This window comes from Herbiconiux solani NBRC 106740, assembly GCF_001571005.1.
Lineage (GTDB): Bacteria > Actinomycetota > Actinomycetes > Actinomycetales > Microbacteriaceae > Herbiconiux > Herbiconiux solani.
The window spans coordinates 138739-161917 of record NZ_BCST01000002.1 but is presented as its reverse complement, the minus strand read 5'-3'; the positions used below and the strand labels follow the sequence as shown (position 1 = coordinate 161917).

General features: G+C 71.1%; 21 protein-coding genes and 1 riboswitch. Of the genes, 7 read left to right on the top strand and 14 right to left on the bottom strand.

Annotation, left to right across the window (positions count from 1 at the left end; translation table 11 throughout):
* Window positions 1–7: 7 nt before the first annotated feature.
* A complete protein-coding gene (locus tag HSO01S_RS18985) occupies window positions 8–643 on the bottom strand; it encodes a hypothetical protein (RefSeq protein WP_066039290.1) in 636 nt (211 codons plus the stop codon).
* A gap of 152 nt (window positions 644–795) precedes the next feature.
* Entirely contained in the window at window positions 796–3891 is a 3096-nt protein-coding gene (locus HSO01S_RS19415) for a GH92 family glycosyl hydrolase (RefSeq protein WP_066039289.1), read from the bottom strand.
* 523 nt (window positions 3892–4414) lie between these two features.
* On the opposite strand from HSO01S_RS19415, the gene HSO01S_RS04000 reads away from it, so the two are divergent.
* Genes HSO01S_RS04000 through HSO01S_RS03980 form a run of 5 tightly spaced genes read left to right on the top strand, consistent with a single transcriptional unit; the run spans window position 4415 to window position 9337 of the window.
* The gene (locus tag HSO01S_RS04000; protein ID WP_084361282.1) at window positions 4415–5422 is read left to right on the top strand and encodes a cytochrome c oxidase assembly protein; all 1008 of its coding nucleotides are present in this window, start codon (window positions 4415–4417) and stop codon (window positions 5420–5422) included.
* A 54-nt stretch (window positions 5423–5476) separates the two neighbouring features.
* Window positions 5477–6670: an AI-2E family transporter gene (locus tag HSO01S_RS03995; RefSeq protein WP_066039288.1), complete on the top strand. Its 1194-nt coding sequence runs from the start codon at window positions 5477–5479 to the stop codon at window positions 6668–6670.
* Between the two features lie 10 nt (window positions 6671–6680).
* Window positions 6681–7295 (top strand): TetR/AcrR family transcriptional regulator, encoded by a 615-nt coding sequence (locus HSO01S_RS03990; protein ID WP_066039605.1) that lies wholly within the window; start codon window positions 6681–6683, stop codon window positions 7293–7295.
* A 36-nt stretch (window positions 7296–7331) separates the two neighbouring features.
* Complete coding sequence (locus HSO01S_RS03985) at window positions 7332–8315, top strand: zinc-binding dehydrogenase (protein WP_066039287.1); 984 nt, start codon at window positions 7332–7334, stop codon at window positions 8313–8315.
* A 41-nt stretch (window positions 8316–8356) separates the two neighbouring features.
* Complete coding sequence (locus HSO01S_RS03980) at window positions 8357–9337, top strand: aldo/keto reductase (protein WP_066039286.1); 981 nt, start codon at window positions 8357–8359, stop codon at window positions 9335–9337.
* Between the two features lie 52 nt (window positions 9338–9389).
* Here the strand turns inward: HSO01S_RS03980 and HSO01S_RS03975 are convergent, their stop codons facing one another.
* The 7 genes from HSO01S_RS03975 to HSO01S_RS03950 all read right to left on the bottom strand — a co-directional run bounded on the left by HSO01S_RS03975 (window position 9390) and on the right by HSO01S_RS03950 (window position 16090).
* Window positions 9390–10868 carry a cell wall-binding repeat-containing protein gene (locus tag HSO01S_RS03975; RefSeq protein WP_066039285.1) on the bottom strand — a complete coding sequence of 493 codons (1479 nt, stop codon included), beginning with the start codon at window positions 10866–10868 and terminating at the stop codon, window positions 9390–9392.
* Window positions 10869–10976: 108 nt separating this feature from the next.
* Complete coding sequence (locus HSO01S_RS03970; RefSeq protein WP_066039284.1) at window positions 10977–11771, bottom strand: energy-coupling factor transporter transmembrane component T family protein; 795 nt, start codon at window positions 11769–11771, stop codon at window positions 10977–10979.
* The gene (locus HSO01S_RS03965) at window positions 11771–13900 is read right to left on the bottom strand and encodes an ABC transporter ATP-binding protein (protein ID WP_169799926.1); all 2130 of its coding nucleotides are present in this window, start codon (window positions 13898–13900) and stop codon (window positions 11771–11773) included. Before HSO01S_RS03965 ends, HSO01S_RS03970 begins: the two co-directional genes overlap by 1 nt.
* On the bottom strand, window positions 13893–14528 hold the full coding sequence (locus HSO01S_RS03960) for an ECF transporter S component (protein ID WP_066039282.1): 636 nt from the start codon (window positions 14526–14528) through the stop codon (window positions 13893–13895). The genes HSO01S_RS03965 and HSO01S_RS03960 overlap by 8 nt, the downstream gene beginning before the upstream one ends.
* Window positions 14529–14531: 3 nt before the next feature.
* Complete coding sequence (locus HSO01S_RS03955; protein WP_084361281.1) at window positions 14532–15263, bottom strand: YkoF family thiamine/hydroxymethylpyrimidine-binding protein; 732 nt, start codon at window positions 15261–15263, stop codon at window positions 14532–14534.
* A gap of 73 nt (window positions 15264–15336) precedes the next feature.
* The gene (locus HSO01S_RS18620; protein ID WP_157078895.1) at window positions 15337–15489 is read right to left on the bottom strand and encodes a hypothetical protein; all 153 of its coding nucleotides are present in this window, start codon (window positions 15487–15489) and stop codon (window positions 15337–15339) included.
* Window positions 15486–15595: riboswitch (TPP riboswitch) on the bottom strand. (Overlaps the previous gene by 4 nt.)
* A 258-nt stretch (window positions 15596–15853) precedes the next feature.
* The gene (locus HSO01S_RS03950; RefSeq protein ID WP_066039281.1) at window positions 15854–16090 is read right to left on the bottom strand and encodes a hypothetical protein; all 237 of its coding nucleotides are present in this window, start codon (window positions 16088–16090) and stop codon (window positions 15854–15856) included.
* 181 nt (window positions 16091–16271) lie between these two features.
* Between HSO01S_RS03950 and HSO01S_RS03945 the strand changes: the two genes are divergently transcribed.
* Window positions 16272–16997 (top strand): NYN domain-containing protein, encoded by a 726-nt coding sequence (locus HSO01S_RS03945; protein WP_066039280.1) that lies wholly within the window; start codon window positions 16272–16274, stop codon window positions 16995–16997.
* A 205-nt stretch (window positions 16998–17202) separates the two neighbouring features.
* Complete coding sequence (locus HSO01S_RS03940) at window positions 17203–18228, top strand: hypothetical protein (RefSeq protein WP_066039279.1); 1026 nt, start codon at window positions 17203–17205, stop codon at window positions 18226–18228.
* A gap of 34 nt (window positions 18229–18262) precedes the next feature.
* On the opposite strand, the gene HSO01S_RS03935 is transcribed toward HSO01S_RS03940, so the two are convergent.
* The 5 genes from HSO01S_RS03935 to HSO01S_RS03915 form a co-directional block, all read right to left on the bottom strand.
* A complete protein-coding gene (locus HSO01S_RS03935; protein ID WP_245635881.1) occupies window positions 18263–19099 on the bottom strand; it encodes an Abi family protein in 837 nt (278 codons plus the stop codon).
* A 222-nt stretch (window positions 19100–19321) separates the two neighbouring features.
* Window positions 19322–20146, bottom strand: a complete 825-nt coding sequence (locus HSO01S_RS03930; RefSeq protein ID WP_066039277.1) for an SGNH/GDSL hydrolase family protein — start codon at window positions 20144–20146, stop codon at window positions 19322–19324.
* Window positions 20147–20239: 93 nt separating this feature from the next.
* Window positions 20240–21061: an alpha/beta fold hydrolase gene (locus tag HSO01S_RS03925; RefSeq protein WP_066039276.1), complete on the bottom strand. Its 822-nt coding sequence runs from the start codon at window positions 21059–21061 to the stop codon at window positions 20240–20242.
* Between the two features lie 80 nt (window positions 21062–21141).
* Entirely contained in the window at window positions 21142–22077 is a 936-nt protein-coding gene (locus HSO01S_RS03920; RefSeq protein WP_066039604.1) for an alpha/beta fold hydrolase, read from the bottom strand.
* A 55-nt stretch (window positions 22078–22132) separates the two neighbouring features.
* On the bottom strand, window positions 22133–23173 hold the full coding sequence (locus HSO01S_RS03915) for a GlxA family transcriptional regulator (RefSeq protein WP_066039275.1): 1041 nt from the start codon (window positions 23171–23173) through the stop codon (window positions 22133–22135).
* Between the last annotated feature and the right edge of the window lie 6 nt (window positions 23174–23179).

Below are 23179 nucleotides of genomic sequence, written 5' to 3'. Positions count from 1 at the left end.
GCTGGGGTCACCCGTCGGCGGCGGCGTCGGCCTCGGTGGCGGCGGCGGCGGCGGTCTTGGTGGCGGCGGCGGCGGCGGCGATGTCGATGTCGGCGGCGTCGGACCAAGCGGCCTCGAGGACCTCATCCGATCGCCCGGACTTCAGGAGGTCGGCAGCCGAACTCCCTCCGAAACGCGGGGTCGCCGCGTTCAGCCAGAGGGCCCGTGCCCAGTCGTCGGGCGCGGCGGGACCCAGTGCCGCCTTCACCTCGCGGAGGCGAGGAAGGCCCTCGCCGTGGAGGCCGAACTGCCAGGCCGGGAACACGACCCGGCCGTCGGTGGTCTGCGGGCCGAGCAGGGCTCCGGTCTTGCGCAGCTTGTGCACCTGCTGGCGGGTCACCCCGCGCCAGGCCGCGACATCCGTCGCCGTATAGAAGGGCCCGATCAGGTCTTGCCAGCGGTCGACGACCGGGATGGTCGCGATCATCCGCTCGGCGATCGTCTCTGCCGACTCGGCGACGCCGTGCCCGAGCCTGGCCCGGAGGCGGGGGAGGAGCAGCGCGATGACCTCCGCCTCGAGCGGGGACAGGTCGTCGCCGCTGTCGGTGTGGACTTCACTTGCGCGTGCCTCTGGCTCGGCGCGGGCTGCGGCGTGTGCGGCCATGCTCGAACCTCCTGTCATCCCTGTCATCCATGGTAGCCCTGCGCTGTCATCCCTGTCATCCCTGCGACGGGAATGGGCGGGGAAACGGCGACGCGCGGCCCGGCTGGGGAGCCGGACCGCGCGTCGCGTGGTGGTGGAGGGTGTGCCCCGGTTTAGCGGAGGCTGAGGCGACGGCGGAGGAGCAGGGCTGCTCCGGCCAGGAGGCCGAGGCCGGCCAAGCCCGCCAGGGGCCAGGTGTTCTCGGCTCCCGTCGCGGCCAGGTGGCCGGTGCCGGTTGCGCCGGTACCCGTGCCCGTGCCGCCGGTGCCCGCCGGGACCGAGCCGCCGCCCGTGCCGGGGGCGGCCGGGTCGGTGGGGGCGGGGGTGCCCGTCGCCGCATCCGTCACCACGACCGCGACCTGCACGGTCTGCGGCGCGAATGGGTCTGGAGCGAAGGCCGGCACGTCGGTCGGCGCGATCGTGACCGTCGCGGTGTGCGTCCCGGCCGCGGCGAAGGTCGTCGCGTTCGAGATCGTCCACCGGCCGTCGGCCAGGGTCGCCGTCGCGGGTGTCGCCGCTTCGCCGTCCCAGCTGACGGATGCCGCGATCGGCACCTCGGGCGTACCCGGGGCCGCCGTGGCGAGGATTCCGCTGAACTCCTGGCCGGTGACCGCGGTCAGGCCCTGCGCACCGCTGAGCGCGATGTCGGAGACGGCGGGGTCGGAGACGCTGGGGATCCAGTCCTTCTGCGCGGTGCCCCAGGTGAGGCCGGTCGCGTCGGAGGCCAGGGAGAAGACGACGGTCGCGCCGTCCTGCAGGTCGGAGGCGTCGAGCCAGGTCTTCGTGTGCTCCTGGCCGTCGACCGTCACGCCCGAAATGTACGCCGGGGCGTCACCCGTCGCATCCGGAGCCTGGATCGAGACCGTCGAACCGTTGTCGAGCGCGATGGCCGCCGAGGTCACCCGCGGGGCGTTCAGCGCCATGATGCCCGAGCCCGGCTGCACCGGCTCCATGCCGAGCGAGGCGAGCACGTACCACGACGACAGCGTGCCGAGGTCGTCGTTGCCGACGCCGCCGCCGGGGCTGTCCGGGAACCGGTTGAGGTTCGCCGCGAGCACGTCGTTGGTCTTGGCCGGCTCACCGACGTAGGAGTACAGCCACGCGTCGCCGAGCATGGGCTCGTTGCCGGGGTTGTAGCCGATGCCGCTGTAGTAGTCGCTGCCGCCGCTGGCCCAGTGCGCGGGGGACACCCCAGGGTTCGCCTTGAGGGCGGGCATGTCGAAGTAGTAGTCCAGACGGGTGAGGAACGCGTCGCGGCCGCCCATCTTCGCGGTCAGGCCGGTGACGTCCTGGGGGGCCATCCACTGGTAGTTCCAGGGGGTGCCCTCGTGGAAGCCGGACTCCTGCACGGGCGCCAGCTCGGGAGCCGAGACGAAGGCGCCCTGCGGGTCGACCGCGTTCACGATGCCGGTGAAGCCGCCCGAGAGCTGCACATCCGGGTTCCAGAGTCGCTGCCAGTTGGTGCCGCGGGCGAGGAAGGTGCTCGCGTCGGCCGTGCGACCGGTGCGCTGGGCCGCCGCGCCGATCGAGGCGTCGGCCAGGGCGAACTCCATGGTCGCCGAGCCGCCGTGGCGGTACTCCTCGTACTGGCCGCCGAGCCCGCCACCGTTCTCGGGGTAGTAGGGCACGTGGCCGTTGGCGAGGTAGTAGTCGGCGCTGCGACGGCCGAGGGATGCGACGTCTGCCGGGGGCGTGGTCGTCGCGTTCTCGATCAGGTAGTCCCAGAGCTGGTCGCGGATGTCGTCAGGCACGGTGCCGAGGGCGAAGTTCTCGGAGAGCCACGGGGTGACGGGGTCGCCCGCCATCACGTTCGTCTCGATCGAGCCGAGCGACCACCGGGGCAGCCAGCCGCCCTCGACGCGCGCCTGGTACATCGAGCGCACGATGTCGGTCGCGCGGTCGTGCTCGAACAGGGCGTGAAGGGTGGCCTGCGTGCGGTAGGTGTCCCAGAGGGAGAAGCGCTGGTAATAGGTCCAGCCGTCGGCGGTGTGCACCTGCTGGTCCATGCCGCGGTAGCGGCCGTCGACGTCGCTGCCGATCGTGGGGGAGATCACGCTCTTGTAGAGCTGGGTGTAGAACACGCGCAGCTGGTCCGGGGTCTTCGTGGTCACGTCGAAGCGGCCGAGCTGGGAGTTCCAGGCGTCGGTGGCGCGGGCGCGGATGGTGTCGAAGGTGTCCTGGGTGGGGGCGGCGGTGGCGTTCGTGCCGGTGGTGCCGCTCGTGCCCGCGGTGCCTGCATCCGCATCCGGCCCTGTCTCGGTCTCGGCGATGCGGTTCGCGCGGGCGCCCTCGGTGTCGACGAACGAGACGCCGACGCTCACCTCGACCGTGGTGTCGGTGGTGGTGTCGAAGGTGGCCGCGGCGCCGTTCGCGCCCGAGGTCACGGTGCTACCGGTCGAGCCGGCGACGAAGGCGCCATCCGTTCCCCAGGTGCCGAAGCTCTGGGCGGGGCGGTCGAAGTGGGCGCTGAAGAAGAAGGGCGTGGTGGAGGTTCCGCCGCAGAAGCCGCCGCTGTAGACGTAGCCCTCGAGGGTCGAGGAGTCGACCCAGGTGACCGAGCTCTCGGCCGCCGTGTTGAGGGTCTCGCCGACGTTGAACGAGATGTTGCCGGGGGTGCCGGAGGGGAAGGTGTAACGGTGCTCGCCGACGTGGGTGGTCGCCGTGAGTTCGGCGGTGACCTGGTTGTCGAGGAGGGCCGTGTAGTAGCCGGCCGAGGCCTTCTCGGTGGTGTCGGGATCACTCAGGCCGATGAAGGCGCGCGTGGTCGCGGGCACGGCCGAGGTGGTGGGGGTGACGAGCACCTCGCCGGCGGCGGGGCAGCCGGCGCTGTTGATGTGCTGGTGGCTGAAGCCCCAGACCCGCTTCGCATCCTTGCTGTAGGAGGTCGAGGAGTAGGTGTTCGTGTTGTCGGGGCTGAGCTGCACCATGCCGAAGGGCACGGTGGCGCCGGGGTAGGCGTTGCCCTCGCTCTCGGTGCCGACGAACGGGTTGACGAGCGAGGCGTAGTCGCCGTCGGCGACGGCGGCGCCGGGTGCGGCGGCCGGGGCTGCGGCTGGCGCGCTTCCGGTCGTGGCGGCCATCGCCGGGGCGGCGGCGCCGACCCCGAGGATGCCGGGAACCACGAGGGCTCCGGCGAGCAGGATGCCGGTGGCCCGGCCCCGGGACGAGCCCCGGTCGCGGGCGATCGGGCTGGTTCTGGCGGTCTTCATACGGTGGTGCGCTCCCTTGCGAGCACCCGGCATCGGCGCGCGGGTGCGGTGTGACAACGTTGACACCCGTTGCTGCACCGAGACTACCTGACCCCCGAAGGGGGGTGCAAACGCGAGCCGCGGGCAGGCGGCTCCCGAATCGAATGAGAATCGCACCCCTTGTCGACGTATTGCAGATGAACCCCCGCTTTTTCATTCCGTTCGTCGCTGCCGCCGTTCCGAACGGGCTGAGGATCGCACTCATATCGACGTAGTGCACGCCTGAACGCGATCTTCAGCCCGTTCGGCGCGCACCCCACGCCCGGCGGTACCGCGCCGCCGGCCGATCGCTCCGGCGCCCCGGCGCGGTCGTGCCCTCGGCGCGCTGAATCCCCGGCCGCAGAGGGCCGGCTCTGGGGTTACTCACGGCTGGCACACTGCGAGGGGGTGCACGCTTCGTCTTGCCCTGCCGGCCGGCGCCGCGCGGACCGGCCGGCGCACCCCGCACGGAGAGACGCGAGGAGACCACCCCGTGGGGTGACGAATGAGGAGACCGCGCGCGGCGACGCGCGAGGCGACCACCCCGCGCGGTGACGCACGGACGAACGAGGAGACGACCACGCCCGACATCCTGACCGCCCTGTCGATCTGGCGCTTCGACCCGGTGGCCGCCCTGATCATCCTCGCCCTGGCCGCCGCCTACCTCGCCGCCGTGCGGCGCTTCGAACGGAGCGGCGATCGCTGGCCCCGCCGCCGCACCCTCGGCTTCGTGCTGCTCGGCCTCGGCTCGTTCGCGGTCGTCGAGTTCGGCTTCCCGGGCGCCGAGAGCGCCGACCTGCGCTACGCCTTCAGCACCCGCATCGCGCTACTGCTGTTCCTCGTGCCCGCGATGCTGGCAACCGGCCGCCCGCTCGAGCTCGCCGCCGGCACCCTGCGCGGTCGCCCGCTGGCCCTGCTCACGGGCGCCTCCTCGTCGCGGTTCGCGCGGATCACGGGCAACGCCGTCTTCGGCACGATCCTCGCCCTGGTCGTGTTCGCCGGCTTCCTCACGCCGCTCGCGGGCATCGCCCGCACCACCCCGTGGATCTCCGAATCCCTCGGCCTCCTCATCCCCCTGCTCGGCGCGATCGTCGTCATCCCGCTCGCCGGCGCCGCCGCACTGCAGACCGGCCTGTTCATCGCGGCCGAGTTCCTGCTCGCCTTCGCCGAACTCGTGCTCGACGCCATCCCCGGCATCGTGCTGCGGTTGAGCGGCACGGTGCTCGACGGCGTCGGCCCCCTACTCGGCGGGCCCTCCTGGTTCCCCGACGCGCTGCGCGACCAGCAGCTCTCCGGCGACCTGCTCTGGTTCATCGCCGAGATCGCCGACATCCCGGTGCTGGTGTTCCTCTTCATCCGCTGGTCGCGGCACGACCGCCGCGAGGCCAAGAGCCTCGACGACCTGAGCGACGACGAGATGGATGCGCTCACCGCCGCGCACCTCCGGTCAGGCCGCAGCGGGTCGGGTGACAGCGGGGTTGGCTTCAGTGGGGCGCCGACCGAAAGCCCTTGACAGATCCAGGCCCTCTCCAGCGCGCTCACAGCAGTTCGGGACTAGCTTCCCAGCATGAGCCCATTCCGACGGCGGCGCCCCGCCGCATCCACGCCGCCTGCCCTGCCCGTGATGCCCGCCACGCCGCCGCCCGCCGCGGCAGCCACCGCAACCGCCGACCCGATCCCGCCCGGCCTCAAGGTCGGTGCCGGCTTCGCGTGGCGCCTGCTCGTGATCGGCGCGGCCATCGCCGTGGTGCTGCTGCTCGTGACTCGGCTCTCCGAGATCGTGATCCCGTTCCTGATCGGGCTCATCCTGTCGGCGCTGCTCGTGCCGCTCTCGGCGTTCCTGCAGCGCCACCGCTGGCCCAAGTGGGTCGCGATCATCACGGCCTGGGTGGTCGTGTTCGCGGTGCTGGCGACGCTCGCGCTCGTGGTGACCGAGCAGATCCGCACCCAGCTGCCGTCGCTCAAGACGCAGACCGGCCAGGCCGTGCAGTCGGCGCAGTCGCTGCTCGACACCCAGCCCTTCGGCCTCACGACGGATGCGATCAACGGCTACGTCACCGACGCGACCACGTGGCTGCAGCAGCACGCCTCCGATCTCGGGGCGGGTGCCCTCAAGGTCGGGGATGGTGCGATCCACGTGCTCGAGGGCCTGTTCATCGTGATCTTCGTGACGCTCTTCACGCTGATCGACGGCAAGCGCATCTGGCAGTGGACCACCCGCCTCTTCCCGCGCCGCGCCCAGCCCCGCATCGCCGTCGCGGGCGCGGCGGGCTGGACCACCCTCACCGCCTTTGTGCGCGTGCAGCTCGTGGTCGCCGTCACGGATGCGATCGGCATCGGCGTCGGCGCCGCCATCCTCGGCGTGCCGCTCGCCCTGCCGATCGCGGTCGTGGTGTTGTTCGGAGCCTTCGTGCCGGTCGTCGGCGCGATCGTCGGCGGCGCGATCGCCGTGGTCATCGCCCTGGTGTTCAACGGCTGGGTGCAGGCGCTGATCATGCTCGGCATCGTCATCCTGGTGCAGCAGCTCGAGAGCCACGTGCTGCATCCGCTGCTGACCGGGTCGGCCGTGAAGGTGCATCCGCTCGGCATCGTGCTCGGGGTCACCGCCGGCACCGCGATCGCCGGGGTGGCGGGCGCGTTCTTCGCCGTGCCGCTGATCGCGACGGCCAACGCGATGATCACGGCGGCGAAGCGGGCGCCCGCCAGCGGAACGATTCCGGTCGAGGCAATGGAGTTAGACGACCGGTCTATTCCGGCGTAGGATGGTGCTCATGACCCTGACCGCCAAAGCCGAATCCACCCGTGGGGCGATCCTCGCCGCGGGGGAGGACCTGATCCTCGCCAAGGGATTCACGGGTGTGGGGCTGCAGCAGATCCTCACCGCCTGCGGGGTGCCGAAGGGCTCGTTCTACCACTACTTCTCCTCGAAGGAGGGCTTCGGGGTCGCGGTGCTCGAACGCTACGTCGAGACGTATCTCGAGGCGGTGGAAGGGTTGCTGAGCGGCATGGGCAGCCCGACCGGCACCACCGGCACGGGCGCCACCGCCCGCGACCGGCTCCGGATGCTCGGCGACGCCTGGGCCGGCCACGCAGGCGAGGCGTCAGCCGACCGCTGCCTCGTGGTCAAGCTCGCCGCCGAGGTCTCGAGCTTCTCCGAGCCGATGCGGCTCGCCCTCGCCGACGGCGTGGCCCGGCTGGTCGCGCTGATGGCTGGCGTGGTCGCCGAGGGTCAGCAGGACGGCTCGATCACCTCGCCCTGCCCCGCGGCAGAACTCGCCGAGTCGCTCTACGAGCTCTGGCTCGGAGCAGCCCTGCTCGACCGCATCTCCCGCGACGGCACGCCCTTCGTCTCCGCCCTGCGGACGACGTCCCTCCTCCTCGACTGAACCTTCCATCCACCCGCACCACCCCCAAGGAGCATCATGCGCACCCTCACCCACCCCGTCTTCGGCGAAGCCACCGAGGTCCTCGAGGTCACCGAGCACCCGACCCCCGAGCCGGGCGCGGGCGAGGTGCGCGTCCGCACCCTGCTCTCCCCGATCCACAACCACGACCTCTGGACCATCCGCGGAACCTACGGCTTCAAGCCCGAGCTGCCCGCCGCATCCGGAACCGAGGCCGTCGGCGTCGTCGACGCGCTCGGTGAGGGCGTGACCACCCTGCAGGTCGGCCAGCGCGTCGCCACGGGCGGCACCTTCGGCGCCTGGAGCGAGTTCTTCGTCGCCAAGGCCGCCGGCCTCATCCCTGTTCCCGACGGCATCGACGACCAGACCGCCGCCCAGCTGATCTCGATGCCGTTCAGCGCTTTGAGCCTGCTCGACTACCTCGATGTCGCCGAGGGTGACTGGATCGTGCAGAACACCGCGAACGGCGCGGTCGGCCGCCTCGTCGCCCAGTTCGCCCGGGCCCGCGGTGTGCGCGTGCTCGGTCTCGTGCGCCGCGACGCCGGGGTCGAGGAGCTCGCCGCCATCGGCATCCACGACGTCGTCTCGACCGAGAACGACGGCTGGCAGGATGCCGCGGCCGCACTCCTCGGCGACGCCCACCCCGTGGCGGCCGTCGACTCCGTCGGGGGCTCCTCGGCCGCCGACCTCGTGTCGCTGCTCGGCGAGGACAGCCTGTTCGTCTCCTTCGGCGCGATGGGCTCGGGCGACCTGCAGATCCCGTCCGGTGGCCTGATCTTCAAGAACGTCACCGTCAAGGGCTTCTGGGGCAGCCGGGTCAGCCGCGAGATGGATGCCGCCAAGCGCGGTGCTCTGTTCGGCGAGCTGATCCAGCGCATCGGCTCGGGCGAGGTCGAACTGCCCGTCGAGGCCGTCTTCCCGTTCGAGCAGGCGCGGGATGCGGCCGCCGCGAGCGCGAAGCCCGGTCGCGCCGGCAAGGTGCTGTTGAGCTTCCAGTCCTGATCCCCCGAGGCGCTGTCGGACCTTCGGACTAGGGTCGGAGCATGCAGCAGCGAATCCTCGGCCGTACCGGCCGCCCCGTCTCCATCATCGGCCTCGGCACCTGGCAGCTCGGCGCCGACTGGGGCGACGTCGACGAGAGTGCCGCACTGGACGTGCTCGCCGCATCCGTCGACGCCGGCGTCACGTTCTTCGACACGGCCGACGTCTACGGTGACGGTCGCAGCGAGACGCTGATCGGCACCTTCCGTCGCGAGCATCCGGATGCGGAGGTGTTCGTCGCCACCAAGATGGGCCGCCGCGGCCCGCAGGATCCGGGCGAGTTCACGCTCGCCAACTTCCGGCAGTGGACCGACCGATCGCGCAAGAACCTCGGCGTCGACTCGCTCGACCTGGTGCAGCTGCACTGTCCGCCCACTCCCGTGTTCTCGAACGACGCCGTCTACGACGCGCTCGACACCCTGGTGGAGGAGGGTGCCATCGCGAACTACGGCGTGAGCGTCGAGACGGTCGACGAGGCGCTCGCCGCCATCGCGCGGCCCGGCACGGCGTCGGTGCAGATCATCTTCAACGCCTTCCGCTTGAAGCCGCTCGACGCGGTGCTGCCGGCGGCGCGCGAAGCCGGTGTGGGCATCATCGCCCGGGTTCCGCTGGCCTCGGGCCTGCTCAGCGGCAAGTACACCCGCGACACCACCTTCGCGGCGAACGACCACCGCACCTACAACCGCGACGGCAGCGCCTTCGACGTAGGCGAGACCTTCTCGGGCGTGGACTTCGGCACCGGGGTCGAGGCCGCGCAGGCCTTCGCCGCCGCGCTGCCCGAGGGTGTGGCGCCCTCCGCTGCCGCACTCGCCTGGGTGGCTGCCCAGGATGGCGTGTCCAGCGTCATCCCCGGTGCCCGCAACCGCGCCCAGGCCGAGTCGAATGCGGCCGCGGGCCTGCTCGACCTGCCCGAGGGCCTCGACGAGACGGTGCACGAGATCTACGACCGCTCGTTCCGGGCGGCTGTGCACGACCGCTGGTGACCGGTGCCCCGTCCCCGTCGGTCGACGGGGACGCCGGCGCCTCGTCGTGCGGTCAGCTCGCGCAGGGGGTCAGCGTCTGCACCGTCGCCGTGAGGGTGTTCGGGCCGCCGAGCAGGGTGGCGTTGCTCGCGCGCTCCTGAGTGATCGCGGCAAGGGTGCCCTGCGGGACGCAGGTCGTGTTCACCACGAACAGGGGAGCATCCACGAGGCCCGCCCAGGCGGAGCCGGAGAGCGCGTCGGGGAAGTTCTGTCCGGTCGCGATGAAGGCGTGCGTCGCGGTCGGGAAGGCGCGCAGATTGATGTTCACCGAGGTCGAGTACCGATCGGCGCCGCCGTCGCGCAGCACGGACGTGACCGTCGGCAGCGATCCCAGATCCGACTGGATGCCGGAGGAGACCGAGTTCGGGCCACCGGCGATGATCGCCGTCTTCACCTTCAGGGTGCTGAGGGTCAAGGCCGAGGCCGCGTCGAGAGTGCCCGACGTGCCGTTCACGAGCAGGACGGGGCCGTCGTTCGTCGCCGCCGCCGCGCCGGCACTGAGCGCGTCGGGGAAGTTCGACCCCGTCGCAACGTACGCCGTGGCCGCGCCTGATTCGCCGAAGGCATACACGGCCAGGTTTCGAGACGCCTCATAGCGGTCCGCCCCGCCGATTCGGACGGTGTTCGTCTGCAGACCCTTGAGCTGGTCGAACACGCTCGGGGAGATGGAGTTCGCACCTCCCACCACCACGATCGTCTCTGGGTTCAGACGCTGGATCTCACTCTTCACCGCGGGGTAGAGGGTGTCGGTCGCGGTCAGGAGGAGCGGGCCGCCGAGGCGCGCGGCGGCCGGACCCGCGGAGAGGGCGTCCGGGTAGTTGGCGCCGGTCGCGATGACGACCGTTTCGGCCCGGCGCTCGTACGAGTTCTGGGAGACCTTGACCGCGCTCTCGTAGCGGTCGGCACCGGCCACCCGGTCGACGCCGAAACCTCCGGTGGCGCCGAGGACGGCGCTGGCGTAGAGGGCGTCGGACCCACCGCACCCCACCGGGCCGCCGGTGTTGTCGCAGCCTTGTGTGGCGTACAGGGCGAGGACGTGCGACTCGGCGCGGTCGAGAGCGAAGACGTGGGAGTAGTGGCCTGTCTGTGGTGTCGCCGAGGTCTCGGGGAGGCCGGTGTCGAGGGTCTCGTAGAAGTCGGGCAGCGGGCCGAACACCGGGCTAGCCGGAACCGGTGTGGCGCCCGTGCCGACATAGCCGGTGAGGATGAGGTCGCCGCCGTAGTAGGTGCCGGGAATGGTCGGGCTCGCGACGGACGAGACGTCGAACTCGATCGAGAAGCCGGAAGCCAGCTTCCGCACCTCGAGGTTCTGGATCGTCGGCGTGACGTAGTCCCGCGGCCCGAGCACGGGGGCGTCGGCGTAGTGGAGAGCGACGGTGTCGCCGGGGACCGGTGCGCCGGGAACCGCCGCCCCGGCCGCCGGGCCGGCTCCGATGACGAGAGCGGATGCGACGATGACGGATGCGATACCCGCAGCAGTGCGTGTGAACATGAGAATCCCCCTGATTCGGCCCTACAGTTGTCGAGCTTAGGGGGAAGGGTCATCCGGTTGCTGCCCCCCGTCGAGGGGTGGACGACGACCTCCTCGCGAGGATGCTCTTCAGAAGAGGGCGGCGGGGCCCGATAGGAGGCCCAGGAGGGCTGCTGCCGTGATCACGGCGGCGAGTGTGGCGAGCACTGTTGCGCCGAAGACGAGGTCGAGCGGGGTGACCCGGATGGGGTGCCAGACCGTTCGGGGGGCGAGGCCGAGGCCGCGGGACTCGAGGGACTGCGCCATCCGCTCGCCGCGCCGGATCGAGAGGACGAGCAGCGCGAACGCCGCGCGACCGAACGCGGCGGGGGTGCGGCGGACCGTGCCGTCGCGGCGGAGGGGAGCGCGCACGGATTGGGCGGCGCCGATGGCGGCCCAGTCCTCCGGCAGCTGCTGCAGGAGGCGATACCCCGCCATCAGCGCGTAACTGGGGCGCGCCCCGAGCCTGGCGTTCTGGTGGAGGCTCGTCATGAGGTCGAGGCTGTCGGTGGTGAGGACGAAGCCGATGGCGAGAATACCGATCGCGAGCGTTCTCAGCGCCAGGGCGGCACCGACGACAAGCCCCTCGACGGTGATGCGGATGAACCCCTCCTGCCAGAGCACCGTGCCGGGCCGGCTGAGCACGTTGACCGTGAAGACGCCGAACGCGAAGACCAGGAACGGCAGCTGGGCGCGCAGCACGGTGCGCACGGGCACCCGCCCGCCGACGACCACGCCGATCAGGCCAGCCGCACAGATCAGCGCCGGGGTCACGGGATCGAGCACGAACAGCAGGGCGACGGAGGCGACGAAGAGCACCACGAGCTTCACGGTCGGGTTCCGTCGCGCGAGTGCCGAGTCGCGCACCACCCCTGGGCCGAGCATCACCGTGCCACCGCCGTGTGCGGGTCGCCGACGCCGTCCGCGCCGACAGCGCCGGCAGTGCCGCCAGTGCCGCCAGCACCGCCAGCGATCGATTGATGCGACGTCGCCACATAGAGACTCCGAAGCGCGCGCGCCATGCCGGCTCCCGCATCCGGCTGTGTGCCGAAGGGTGGCTCGGGGGTCGTGAGGAGCCAGGCGACGAGGGGCGGCAGCTCGAGGCCGGCGCGGCGGAGCAGGGCCGCATCCTGGAGCACCTCGGCGGTCGGACCGTCGGCCGCCACGACCCCGTCGGCGAGCACGATCACGCGGTCGGCGACGGCCGCCACGAAGCGCAGGTCGTGGCTCGAGAAGAGCACGGCGCGACCCCGCGCGGCCTCGTCACGGAACACCCGCGCCGTCGCCACCGTGTCACGCCGGTCGAGGCCGAAGGCCGGCTCGTCGGCCAGCAGCACCGGGCGGTCGTCGTGCGCGAGCATCGCGGCGAGGCTGAGCCGCCGCTTCTCCCCGCCCGAGAGGCGGTGCGGGTCGCGGTCGGCGACATGCTCGAGACGATGGATGCGCAGCTGCCGGTCGACGATCCCCGCCACCTCGGCGGCGGGCGCGGTAAGCCCCACAGCGATCTCATCGCGCACGCGGTGGGCGAGGAACTGCAGCTCCGGGTACTGGAACACCATGCTCGGCCGCGGCCCCACGATCTCGCCGGCGCCGGCGGGGAGGAGGCCGGCGAGGGTGAGGAGGAGGGAGGACTTGCCGGATCCGTTGGCTCCGAGCAGGGCGACCACCTCGCCGGCACGCAGCTCGAGGTCGCCCCCCGACACCACCGGTTCGACCTCGATCACGGGTCGCTTCCGGCCGTTTCCGCGTCGCCCGATCCAGCGGCGCCCGATCCCGTCTTGCCCGGTCCCGCGACGCTCCGGCCGTGCGCCCGGGGCCGGCCGCCCCACGGTCACGCCCTGCGCCGCTAGCACCACTTCGCGGTCGTGGGGTGGCATTCCGCCACGCGACCCGCGGTCCTCGTGAGAGGCGGCGTCCGCTCCCGAAGTGGTGGAGGGGAACGCGCTGAGCCGGCGGGAGCGCTTGGAGGTGGGCGAGGGACGTGAGGACGGAGCGGGGGCGGCCTTCACGTCATCCGCGGGCGCCGGCGCGGCCGCCGCGGCGCGGAGCCATTCGCGCACGGCGGGAGACGCGAGGCCACCGGGGTGGCCCGTGATCGCGAGGAGCTCGGCGTCGAGCGGCAGCCAGCAGCCCGCGTCGTGCAGCCGCACCGCGTTCTCGGACAGGACCTGCGCGGTCGGGCCGCTCGCGAGCATCCGCCCGCCCTCGTCGAGCACGATCGCCTGGCCCGGGAGGCGCGCCGCGCCCTCAGGCCCCGCGAACTCGTCGAGGCGGTGCTCGACGAGGAGGACGGCGGTGCGTCCGTCGGCGACCACCGCATCCACCGCCGACCGCACCGCGCGAACGCCTGCCGGGTCGAGCATCGACGTCGGCTCGTCGAGCAGCAGCACCGCGGGCCGGGCGGCGAGGGCCGCCGCGAGGGCGACGCGCTGCACCTCGCCGCCCGAGAGCCCGGCGGTGGCGCGCTCGCGGAGGCGGCCCGCGGCGGCCAGGCCGAGGGCCTCGTCGATGCGCGCCGAGATCTGCTCGGGCGGAACGCCGTGGTTCTCGAGCGGCAGCGCCACCTCCTCGTCGACGCGGGCGAGGCAGATCGCGGCCGACGGATCCTGCGCCACGACCCCCAGCGACCGCGACCGCTCGATCACGGGCCGGTCGGTCACGTCGTCTCCGTCGAGGTGCACCGTGCCCTCGGCGTCGAGGTTCTGCGAGAACGGGATGACGCCGGTGAGCACCTGCAGCAGGCTCGACTTGCCCGATCCGGAGGGGCCGAGCACGAGCATCCGCTCGCCCGGAGCGAGGCGCAGCGACACGTCGGCCAGGAGGGGAGCCTCCCGGCCGGGGGCGCGCACGCCGACGCCGGCGGCCTCGACCGCCGCGCTTGCGACTGAAGCGTCCGCAGCAGCCGAAGCCGCAGGCGCACCCGCCGCGCGCGCATCCGCGGCGTCCGCGCCGCCTGCGTCCGCCGCATCCGCACCGCCCGCATCCACCGCCCGAACCCCGAACACCTCAGGCACCGACGCGGGCCCGACCGATCGCGAAGTTGTCGACGACGCCGGTGCGGGCCAGCGCATCCACGATCACCTTCGCCAGCAGCCCGCCGAGCACCACGCCCGAGACCAGCTGGATGGCGAGACGCACGAGGAACAGGTCGGTGCCGTACCAGCCCGACCGGAACGCCGAGTAGAAGAACACCAGCCCCGCCCCGAGCAAGCCCGAGAGTGCGTAGACCGGCCAGCTGAAGCGGCGGTAGCGGGTGAGTGCGAACGGCAGCTCGCTCCCGGCCCCCTGGATTGCGGCCGCGACGAACAGCAACGGCCCCACCGCCGAGCCGAGGAACACCACCTCGATCACCGACGCGATGATCTCGGCGATCACGCCGGCGAAGGGCCTCCGGATGATCGCCACCGCGATCGGCGCCACCAGCAACCAGCCGCCGAGGAGCACGTGCTGGGTGAGGTCGCCGAAAGGTCCGGTGGCGACGGAGAGGGCGATCCAGCCCTGCACGAGCGCCCAGTAGAGGAACCCGAAGACGGCGCCGAGCACCACGACGAGCATGATGTCCTTCAGCTGCCAGGCGAAGAGCGATCGGCTGCGGGGGCCGGGCGTCGTGGGGGTCGAGGTGGGACGGGTGTGGATGCTCATGGTTCAGACCTCCGTCGGGCTGGCGATCGAGATCACGGCGTGGCTCGTGACGTGCTGAACGGTGCGCCCCACGAGCACCCAGCCGGCGGCGATCGTGGCGAGCACGTCGGCGAGGTCGCCCTCGAGCAGGGTGGCGTAGTGCTCGCCGCGCACGTAGGTGCCGAGCTCTTTCGCGTGGTCGATGGCGGCGTAGATGTCGCGCAGGTGGTCGGGGGCCATCCCGGGCCGGCCGGTGTCGTCGAGCGGGTAGAGCGACCAGTGCGCCGAGGCGCGGATGCCGGTCGGCGCCAGCACGGGCACCTCGGCCGCCTCGGCGAGCAGGCCGGGGGTCGTCGTGCAGGTGACCTCGCCGGGGCAGCCGCGCGAGAGCAGAACGGATGCGCTGACGTGGTGCCCGCTGCGGGCTGCGGCGGCGATGGCGGCGGTGAGGTACTCGAGCACCTGCTGCTCGGGGCCGCGGACGAGGGTGCTGACGGGGTCGGTCTGGACCTCGAGGGTCGGGTCGGTCGCGTCGGTGTCGGCTGCCGCGTCGGCTTCGGCGAGGGCGCCGAGGATGATCGCCGCGAAGTCGCTGTCCATCACCGAGAGCGTGAAGCGGGCTCCGACGCCGAGGTCGGCGGGGGAGAGGGCGGGCTGGGCGGATGCGGCTGCTTTCGCTTGGGTTGCGGCTGTGGCTGCGGCTGATGCCGGCTCTGCGGCTGGGGTCGTCGTGGTGGGTGGCGCGGTCGTGGACATCGGGGCGTTCTGCCTTTCACTGCGGGTGCAGGCGGGCGCGCTCGCCGGCGGCGGGCGCAGAGCTGCCGACCGATCAGGGGCGATGCCGGGGCGTGAAGACGATCCGGGATCCTCCCGGCACCGACCCGCCACAGCGCGTCGCGACGACCTCGCCGACCGGCTCGGCCGCGGGGGCCGATGCGGTGGGGCGGTCGCGGCGGATGCTGCGGTGATCGACGATGAGCATGACGCTCTCACTCTCCCTGCGCTGGCATTATCCAGATCAAGTTCGACGGTCGAAGCGTGGTTCGCTTCCTCTCAGCCCGGCTCACCGGGCTCCCGTGTGTTTGCTCCGACTCTACCTCGGGGCGCCGGTCTGGGCGTTGCTCGTTCGGTCGGAAGTCTTGATCGGGTCTGCTCGGGGTGCCGAGGCGGGGCTGGGTTTTCCGCTCGAGTCATATCCCGCATCCGCTGCGCGGACGCCCGCCAGGCCCGGCCAATGACTCGAGCGAAAAACCCAGCCCCGCCTCGGCGGATCGCTCGGGACATCCGAGCTCGTTCCGAGCCGGACGCAGCAGTCGCTGGTGGGCGGGGGTGGGGAGTTGGGGGGGCTAGAGGATGGCGGAGGCGCTTGCCAGGCCTACGATCAGGCCGCCGAGGGCCAGAACGAGGGCCGTGATGGCGCCGACGCGGAAAGGGGTGCTGTCGATGATCCGCTCGCGCCGGCTGTAGAGCTCGGGGCGGTAGAAGCGGCCTTTCGGGTGGTGCTTGGCGGCCGCATCCGGTTCGACGAACTGCCCCGGGCGCACGCTCTCGAGATTGATGCGGAAGGCCTCGTCGCTGTCCACCGTTGCACCCGCCGTTCCCCTACGCACCTGCAGCCCCCGAAAGAGGGGCATCCCGCCACTTTATCCTGACTTCCCACATCTGCACCGCCGCAGGCCCGGCTCGGTAGAACCTCGGTAGCGCGCTCTGCACCGGACAGCACCAAAGCGGATGATTAAATCTCAGTTACGGTACGCTGACGTGATGCGCGTGGGAGTCTATGTCGACGGCTTCAACCTCTATTACGGGGCGAAGAGTCAGCTCGGGAGCATTCCCGGGTGGCGCTGGCTCGATCTGCGCGCGCTTTCGTCGTCGTACGCGAAATGGGCGGGCTCGTCGGTTGAGCGAGTGATTTTCTGCACGGCTCGAGTGAACGATCCGGCTGATCCGGGCATGACCCAGCGCCAGGACTTCTATCTGCGGGCGCTTCAGGAGTCGAACTCGGTGGACGTGATCGAGGAGGGCTATTACGCGTCGTGGTCGAAAGGGGCGGTGATGACTCCGGACCGCTCTGGTACCCGAGCGCCTAAGGCGCTCGTCGATCTGCTCGCCAGGTTGTCGTGGTCGCCGGGCCTGCCCGTGCGCCGCACTGCCGACGGTCTCGTGCTCGCCACGGTACGCAAGAGAGAAGAAAAGGGGTCCGATGTGAATGTCGCGACTCACCTGCTCACCGATGTACTCCAGGCGCGGGTCGACGCCGCGATCGTCGTCTCGAACGACTCCGACCTCGCCTTGCCCGTCCGGGTCGCACGCGAGCATGTTCCAGTGGGGCTCATCAATCCCCAATCCAAGCCGCTGAGCGACGCACTGAAAGGCGTGTCGACGGATGGGGTCGGTGGTCACTGGTGGCGTCGGCTCGACCCCGCCGACCTGCTTCGCACGCAGCTGCCCGAACGGGTCGGATCGATCTCGAAGCCGCTGGGGTGGTGAGGCGGTCGCGTGTTATCGTTGTGGCACCAACCCGTCCTCCATGTGAGGGCGGGTCTTTTTTTGCCTCAAATGCTCGTGTTCTGGCCGAAGTCGGCTCCGTCAGTCGCTCGACACGGCGGCGGATGTGGGCCAGGGTGGCTGCAGGGGGACGGAGTGGTCCCGAGATCGGCGCGGGGGCGCCTCGACAGGCAGGATCACGATCGCCATGAGCCCCCGTCCTCGCTCCACCCCGGCCGGCCCTCCGAGCCCAGAGACCCCCGCCGCCCCGCCGAACCCGCCCAGCGAGAACGCCGATGCCGGCCGCGAAGAGCCGTGGTGGGAGAGGCCGCTCGTCGCCCGGCGCGGGTGGCGGTGGCTCTCGGTGCGCACCGCCTACCGGGGCGGCGCCATCCTCATCACCCTCGTGGTCGCCGCCTTCGCGGTCGGCAACTGGACGAAGGGCGCCTTCGACCAGGTCTTCCCGAACGAGAAGGTCTACACCCAGCTGCGCGAGCTCTCGGCCGGCATCGCGGTGTCGAACTTCGAGGCGGCGCTCGGCCCGGCGAGCATCGAGCGGATGCAGTCGGTCACGCAATACTCCGGCAGCGGGTTCGTCCGCGAGCAGTACGTGCTGCGCATCTACCTCGAGGACCAGTTCGTCGTCACCACCCTCGCCACCGAGGCCGGGTCGACGGTGCTGTACACGGTGCTCGCCTGCAATCCGCAGTTCGAGCCGGCGTTCGTCACGCCCGCCCGCTCGACGCTTCGGCTCCAGCGCGAGCCGCTCGAGATCGCCGACGTCGGGGCCCTCCCTCCCGAGGACCTCTCGAACGTCTACCTCTTCGCCGCCGGAACCGTCTCGTCTCCTGACCTCTACGTCGAGATCCCGATCACCGTCCCCTCGAACCAGACTGGCGGGCGGACCTACGGCTTCGGGGTGAACGGCGCCTGCGGGGACGTATCCATGACCACATCGAACGACACCCCGGTCTACCAGTTCAACACCTCGGCCCTGGGTGCGTCGTCGTCCGACCAGCCGTCGGGTGAGGATGCGGCCGCGGCCGTGAGGCGGTACCGCGCCGCCACCGCGCCCGACTTCTACTTCGAGACAGCCTCGGACTTCACGCCGCCCAGCAGCTTCGCGGGCAACCCCGACGTCGATTCGGCCGGGGTGTTCATCGAGATGCTCTCGATCGTCTCCCCCGTATCGGCCGAGTTCCCGCCCCGCTACGCGGTCGACGAACTCGACTGACCTGCGACGAGACGGGGACATCCTCGCAGTCGAGTCATCGGTGATCGCGCGGATTCTCGGGCTTCGCGAGACCTCGCCAGTAGGTGTCGTTCGAGGCATAGCGCTCGGAGAGCGTCGGCAGGATGGGCGTCGCGCCCATGCCGCGGGCGAGGACGTCATCGAGTGAGGCGATGACGTCCACGATCGACCTCGGGTCGAACTGGCCCGCGAGACGCTTCGCCTTGACACGCACGTTGTTCGGGGTGGGCCCGGCGTCGATCACCGAGTGATTCCAGAGCCGGCTGTGGTGCGCGCATCGGTTCCGCAGATACACGAGCGAGCGCACCCGGTAGGGAAATCCAGCGAGCGCGACCCCGAGGCTGGTCGCCACCGCTTCGGAGAGAGCACCCCGGGCGCCTCGCTCGATGCACTTGGAGAGGGTTCCGAACGACCACGCCTCGACCGCCGACCAGACGGGAAGCCTGTCAAGCTCCGCCGATCCCGTATCCCCGGCGTCGGTTCGGAATCGCAGGATGTGGCGTTCGCGGCTGCGCGCGATGTCGCGCACGCACGACGCCGCCGTGGGTTCGGAATTCGGCGCATCCGAGTAGAAGTCCTCGCGAAGGTACGTCGCGTACGGCCCATGTGTCGCGGCGATGGTGTGTGCGACATGGCTCCTCAGCAGGATCTCCGCTCGGGCGAGTTGAGGGATGAGCGATTCGCGCACCTCCCGATCCGCGTCGTAGACGGCCCGGATCTCGTCGAAGGATGTCCCAGGATGAAACGCGTCGTCCCCGTCATGCGGCGCTCGCTGGAAGTAGCGGGCGTAGCCGGAGAACCGGTAGTAGTTCTCGGCGGCCAGAAAGCGAGAACACTCGTCGTCGTTCGGCACGTGGAGGCCGCGACTTCTCAGGAGTTCGACCTGCCGCCCCCACGACAAATAGGGCTTCATGCCGACCTCGACCCCTCACGATTCCCGAAAAGAAAAAGGCCCCTCCCATTTGAGCATCGTGGAGAGGCTTGGGAGGGGGTCGATTGGTTCTGAGTTTACCCGATTTCGGGGGAAAGTCCCTGGCTTCGGCTCGACCTCAACCACTTCAGTGAATATGGCGGACTAGGGGCGGGGGTTGAGGTGGTCGACAAGCAGATCGGCGACCGCCGCCATGCCTGCGGCCGTGGGGTGGAAGGGCGCACCACCGCGGAGGGAGAGGTGAAAGCGCCTGGTCCAGGGCTCGGCCGACCAGGCGTGGTGGTCTCGTGAGAGCTCACCGACGGGCAGGAAGTCGCAGCCCTCGGCGGTGGCCGCCGCGGCGAAGGTCGAGCTCAGGCGTTGTGCGACGTGCCGCCCCCACGCGGTGAGGTCGGCCGCCGGGGATTCGCGCAGCACCGCGAGCTGCCGGTCCGTAGCCAGAGCAGCGGATGCCGCGGGCGGGAGGATCGTCAGGTAGTCGACGAGCACGATGGTGGCCTCAGGGGCCCGGCTCCGTAGGGTGCGCAGGAGGCCGGCGAGGTCGTGCGCGAGCTGGTCGAACCTCTGCTCGGTCGCGTTCGGATCCGTGAAGGCGGCGACCCGGCGGCGTAGCTGGGGCAGCATCCGGATCGGGCGGGGCAGGCTCGCGAGGGTCAGCGCGGGCAGGTAGCCGACGTCGTTGCCGCCGGCGGTGATGGTGACCAGCCTGGTCGACCGCCCGACCGCATCCACTTGTGCCGCTCGCGCCCTGGTGCCCTTCAGGATGTCGGCCGTCGTCGCGCCGGAGAAGGTCACGTCACGCAGGTCGAGATCGAGGTCCAGGCCGAGCCGGGTCGCGGCGAGGTGCGCGTAGTTGCGGTCGGACCGCCCCGAGGCCCGTGGTGCCCCGGCGGCCCTCGGCTTCAGGCCGGGGCCCGCACCGAAGGAGCTGCCGAGGGCGACGTATTCGCCGCCTGACGTCACATCCATCCGACTGCCCTCCTCCTCCGAACGAACCGGTGGGCGAAAGAACCCGTGGGCCCGCGGACCGAACCGGCCCCGCGAGCCCACGCGCTCACTCCGCTACTTCTTGATGAACTCCAGGATGTCCCGGTCGAGCTCGACCTGGTACGCCCCGTGGATCCCGTGGGGCGCCCCCGGGTACACCTTCAGCGTCCCGTTCTTCAGCAGCTTGATCGCCTTCTCGGCCGCCGCCACGATCGGCACGATCTGGTCGTCGTCGCCGTGCGCGATGAAGAAGGGCGCGTCGATCGCCTTGAGATCCTCGGTCAGGTCGGTCTCCGAGAAGACGGTGATGCAGTCGTACGCCGCGGCCACGCTCGCCTCCATGCTCTGCCGCCAGAAGTCCTCGACGAGGCCCTCGGACACCGACGACCCCTCGCGGTTCCCGCCGAAGAACGGCTGGGCGAGGTCGCGATAGTACTGCGAGCGGTCACCGAGCACACCCTCGCGGATGGCGTCGAACACCTCGATCGGCGCCCCCTCGGGGTTGGCCGGCGTCTTCAGCATCAGCGGCGGGATCGCTCCGGCCGTGATCACCTTCGCGACGCGGTCCTTCCCGTACTTCGCCGCGTAGCGCACGACCTCGCCGCCGCCGGTCGAGTGCCCGATGAGGATGAGGTCGCGCAGGTCGAGCGCCTCGACCAGGTCGTTGAGGTCGGCGGCGTAGTGGTCCATGTCGTTGCCGGTGTAGGTCTTGCTCGAGCGGCCGTGGCCGCGCCGGTCGTGGGCGATCGCCCGGTAGCCGGCGTCGGCGAAGAGCTTCAGCTCGAGCGCCCAGGCGTCCGAGTTGAGCGGCCAGCCGTGACTCAGGATGATCGGCTGCCCCTCTCCCTGCTCGATGTAGTAGATCTCGACTCCGTCGGAGGTGGTGATGTACGGCATTGTCTTCTCGCTTTCAGTGGGGTGGTGCGGTGGGTGAAGAGTGGGTGGTGGTGGTGGGGGTGTGGATGTCGCGGCGCGCGTCACTCGCCGAGGAACGCGAGCGCATCCCGGGCCGCCTCGTCGGCGTGCTGGAAGATCGAGCCGTGCGAGGCATCCGGGTAGATGCGGATACGGGCGTCCGGCAGCAGGCCGGCCAGCGTGTAGCTCGCCTTGGTGGGGATCATGATGTCGTCGTCGCCCTGGAGCACGAGCACGGGCTGGCGGAGCTCGGTGAGCCGCGCCACCGCATCCCAATCGCGCACGCCCCAGTTGAGGACTGCCTCGTATTGGGCGTTCTTGGTCTCGAGCGAGGGCTGCTCGTCGCGGCCCTCGGCCCAGCCGTAGATGCGGCCGAGCGACTCCTGGCCGGCCGCCTGGCTGCTGTCGGTGTGGGCGTAGAAGACGTAGAGCACGCCGGCCGGGCCGGTCTCGTCGGCGACCACCGCATCCTCGACGTCCTTCGTCCACCGCTCCATGCCCGGTGCACCCTTCGGGCCGGTGCCGGCGAGCACCACGCGGCGCACGAGGGAGGGCTGGGAGAGCGCGATGTCCTGGGCGACGAAGCCGCCGAGCGAGAAGCCGAAGAGGTCGACCTGGTCGAGGCCGAGGGCGAGGATGAACGCGATCGCGTCGTCGGCCATCTGCTCGACCGTGTTCGGGGTGGTGCCGGTGGTGGCGCCGACGCCGGTGTTGTCGAAGAGGATGACGTCGCGTGCGGCGGCGATGCGGTCGACGAGCGCCGGATCCCAGTTGTCGATGTTGCCGCGGAAGTGCTGGAGGAAGACGAGGGGGACGGCGGTCGAGGTGGCGGTGCCGGCTTCGGTGCCTGTGCCAGCTTCGGTGCCTGTGCCTGTGCCTGTGCCGGATGCCGTGCCTGTGCCGGCTGCAGCGCCGAAGCGGCGGTAGGCGTAGGTCACGCCGTTCGCCGCCTCGACGAAGGCGAGGGGGGTGTCGACGAGGCCGGGATTCGTGGTCATGATGAGGTGCCTTTCGAAGAGGAGTGGGTCGTTGGTGACGGTCTCCACATTCCTCTCAGCGAGGCACCCTCGGCCCCGCTGGGGCGGCCGTCAATGCCACGGATCCGGACCTGTCCGGCCCACGGCTCGGCGCGGTCGAGAGGAACCGCCGCTGGTACCGCTGCGGCGACATCTGCAGCCGGTTCACGAAGACGCGACGGAGCGACTCGGAGGAGCCGAACCCCGCCAGCTCGGCCGCCATCGTGACCGACAGGCCGGCATCCAGTCGGGCCTTCGCCAGCTCGAAGCGCACGAGTTCGACGTAGCGCCCGGGGGTCGTGCCGAGCTCTTCGTGGAACAGGCGGGTCAGGTGCCGGGGGCTCACGCGCGCGATGCGGGCGAGGGCGTCGAGCGAGTACTCGCCGGTGGGGTCGGCGGTCACCTGATCGATCACGGCGCGCAGGGCGGGGGTGCGGGGGCCCGGGCCCTCGAGGGCGGCCGAGAACTGCGACTGCCCGCCGGCGCGCTGCAGGTAGACGACCAGCGAGCGCGCGACCGTGCGGGCGAGGTCGGCGCCGTGATCCTCCTCGACCAGGGAGAGGGCGAGGTCGATGCCGGCGGTGACACCCGCGGAGGAGTACGTGGCGTGATCCTTCACGAAGATGAGGTCGGGTTCGACGGTCGATTCGGGATGACGCCGGGCCAGCTCGGCGGTGTGCTTCCAGTGCGTCGTCGACCGCCGTCCGTCGAGGAGGCCCGCCGCGCCGAGTACGAAGGCGCCGGTGCAGATCGAGGCCACTCGTCCCGCACGCTCGGCGAGGTGCCGGGCGGCCCGGGCGAGCTCGTCGGGCACCGGATGCGCGGGGAACGGCTCGCCGCCGGCGATCAGCACCGTGTCCCAGTGCGTCTCGTCGAAGGCCGAGGCGTCGGGGGTGATGCGGACGCCGATCGAGGTGCGGACCTCACGACCGTCGGTGGTGAGCATAGCGATGCGGTAGTCGGCGCCGGAGAGGTTCGCCTCGGCGAAGACCTCGGAGGGGCCGGCGATGTCGAGCATCTTCGCGCCCTCGAAGATGAGGAAGCCGATGGTGTGGGGACGGGTGGGGGTGGTGGGCATCGGCGG

Bases quoted from the DNA above. Each gene is read 5' to 3' on its own strand.
- HSO01S_RS18985 (WP_066039290.1), bottom strand. From the start codon at position 643: ATGGCCGCACACGCCGCAGCCCGCGCCGAGCCAGAGGCACGCGCAAGT.
- HSO01S_RS19415 (WP_066039289.1), bottom strand. From the start codon at position 3,891: ATGAAGACCGCCAGAACCAGCCCGATCGCCCGCGACCGGGGCTCGTCC.
- HSO01S_RS04000 (WP_084361282.1), top strand. From the start codon at position 4,415: ATGAGGAGACCGCGCGCGGCGACGCGCGAGGCGACCACCCCGCGCGGT.
- HSO01S_RS03995 (WP_066039288.1), top strand. From the start codon at position 5,477: ATGAGCCCATTCCGACGGCGGCGCCCCGCCGCATCCACGCCGCCTGCC.
- HSO01S_RS03990 (WP_066039605.1), top strand. From the start codon at position 6,681: ATGACCCTGACCGCCAAAGCCGAATCCACCCGTGGGGCGATCCTCGCC.
- HSO01S_RS03985 (WP_066039287.1), top strand. From the start codon at position 7,332: ATGCGCACCCTCACCCACCCCGTCTTCGGCGAAGCCACCGAGGTCCTC.
- HSO01S_RS03980 (WP_066039286.1), top strand. From the start codon at position 8,357: ATGCAGCAGCGAATCCTCGGCCGTACCGGCCGCCCCGTCTCCATCATC.
- HSO01S_RS03975 (WP_066039285.1), bottom strand. From the start codon at position 10,868: ATGTTCACACGCACTGCTGCGGGTATCGCATCCGTCATCGTCGCATCC.
- HSO01S_RS03970 (WP_066039284.1), bottom strand. From the start codon at position 11,771: ATGCTCGGCCCAGGGGTGGTGCGCGACTCGGCACTCGCGCGACGGAAC.
- HSO01S_RS03960 (WP_066039282.1), bottom strand. From the start codon at position 14,528: ATGAGCATCCACACCCGTCCCACCTCGACCCCCACGACGCCCGGCCCC.
- HSO01S_RS03955 (WP_084361281.1), bottom strand. From the start codon at position 15,263: ATGTCCACGACCGCGCCACCCACCACGACGACCCCAGCCGCAGAGCCG.
- HSO01S_RS18620 (WP_157078895.1), bottom strand. From the start codon at position 15,489: ATGCTCATCGTCGATCACCGCAGCATCCGCCGCGACCGCCCCACCGCA.
- HSO01S_RS03945 (WP_066039280.1), top strand. From the start codon at position 16,272: ATGCGCGTGGGAGTCTATGTCGACGGCTTCAACCTCTATTACGGGGCG.
- HSO01S_RS03940 (WP_066039279.1), top strand. From the start codon at position 17,203: ATGAGCCCCCGTCCTCGCTCCACCCCGGCCGGCCCTCCGAGCCCAGAG.
- HSO01S_RS03930 (WP_066039277.1), bottom strand. From the start codon at position 20,146: ATGGATGTGACGTCAGGCGGCGAATACGTCGCCCTCGGCAGCTCCTTC.
- HSO01S_RS03925 (WP_066039276.1), bottom strand. From the start codon at position 21,061: ATGCCGTACATCACCACCTCCGACGGAGTCGAGATCTACTACATCGAG.
- HSO01S_RS03920 (WP_066039604.1), bottom strand. From the start codon at position 22,077: ATGACCACGAATCCCGGCCTCGTCGACACCCCCCTCGCCTTCGTCGAG.
- HSO01S_RS03915 (WP_066039275.1), bottom strand. From the start codon at position 23,173: ATGCCCACCACCCCCACCCGTCCCCACACCATCGGCTTCCTCATCTTC.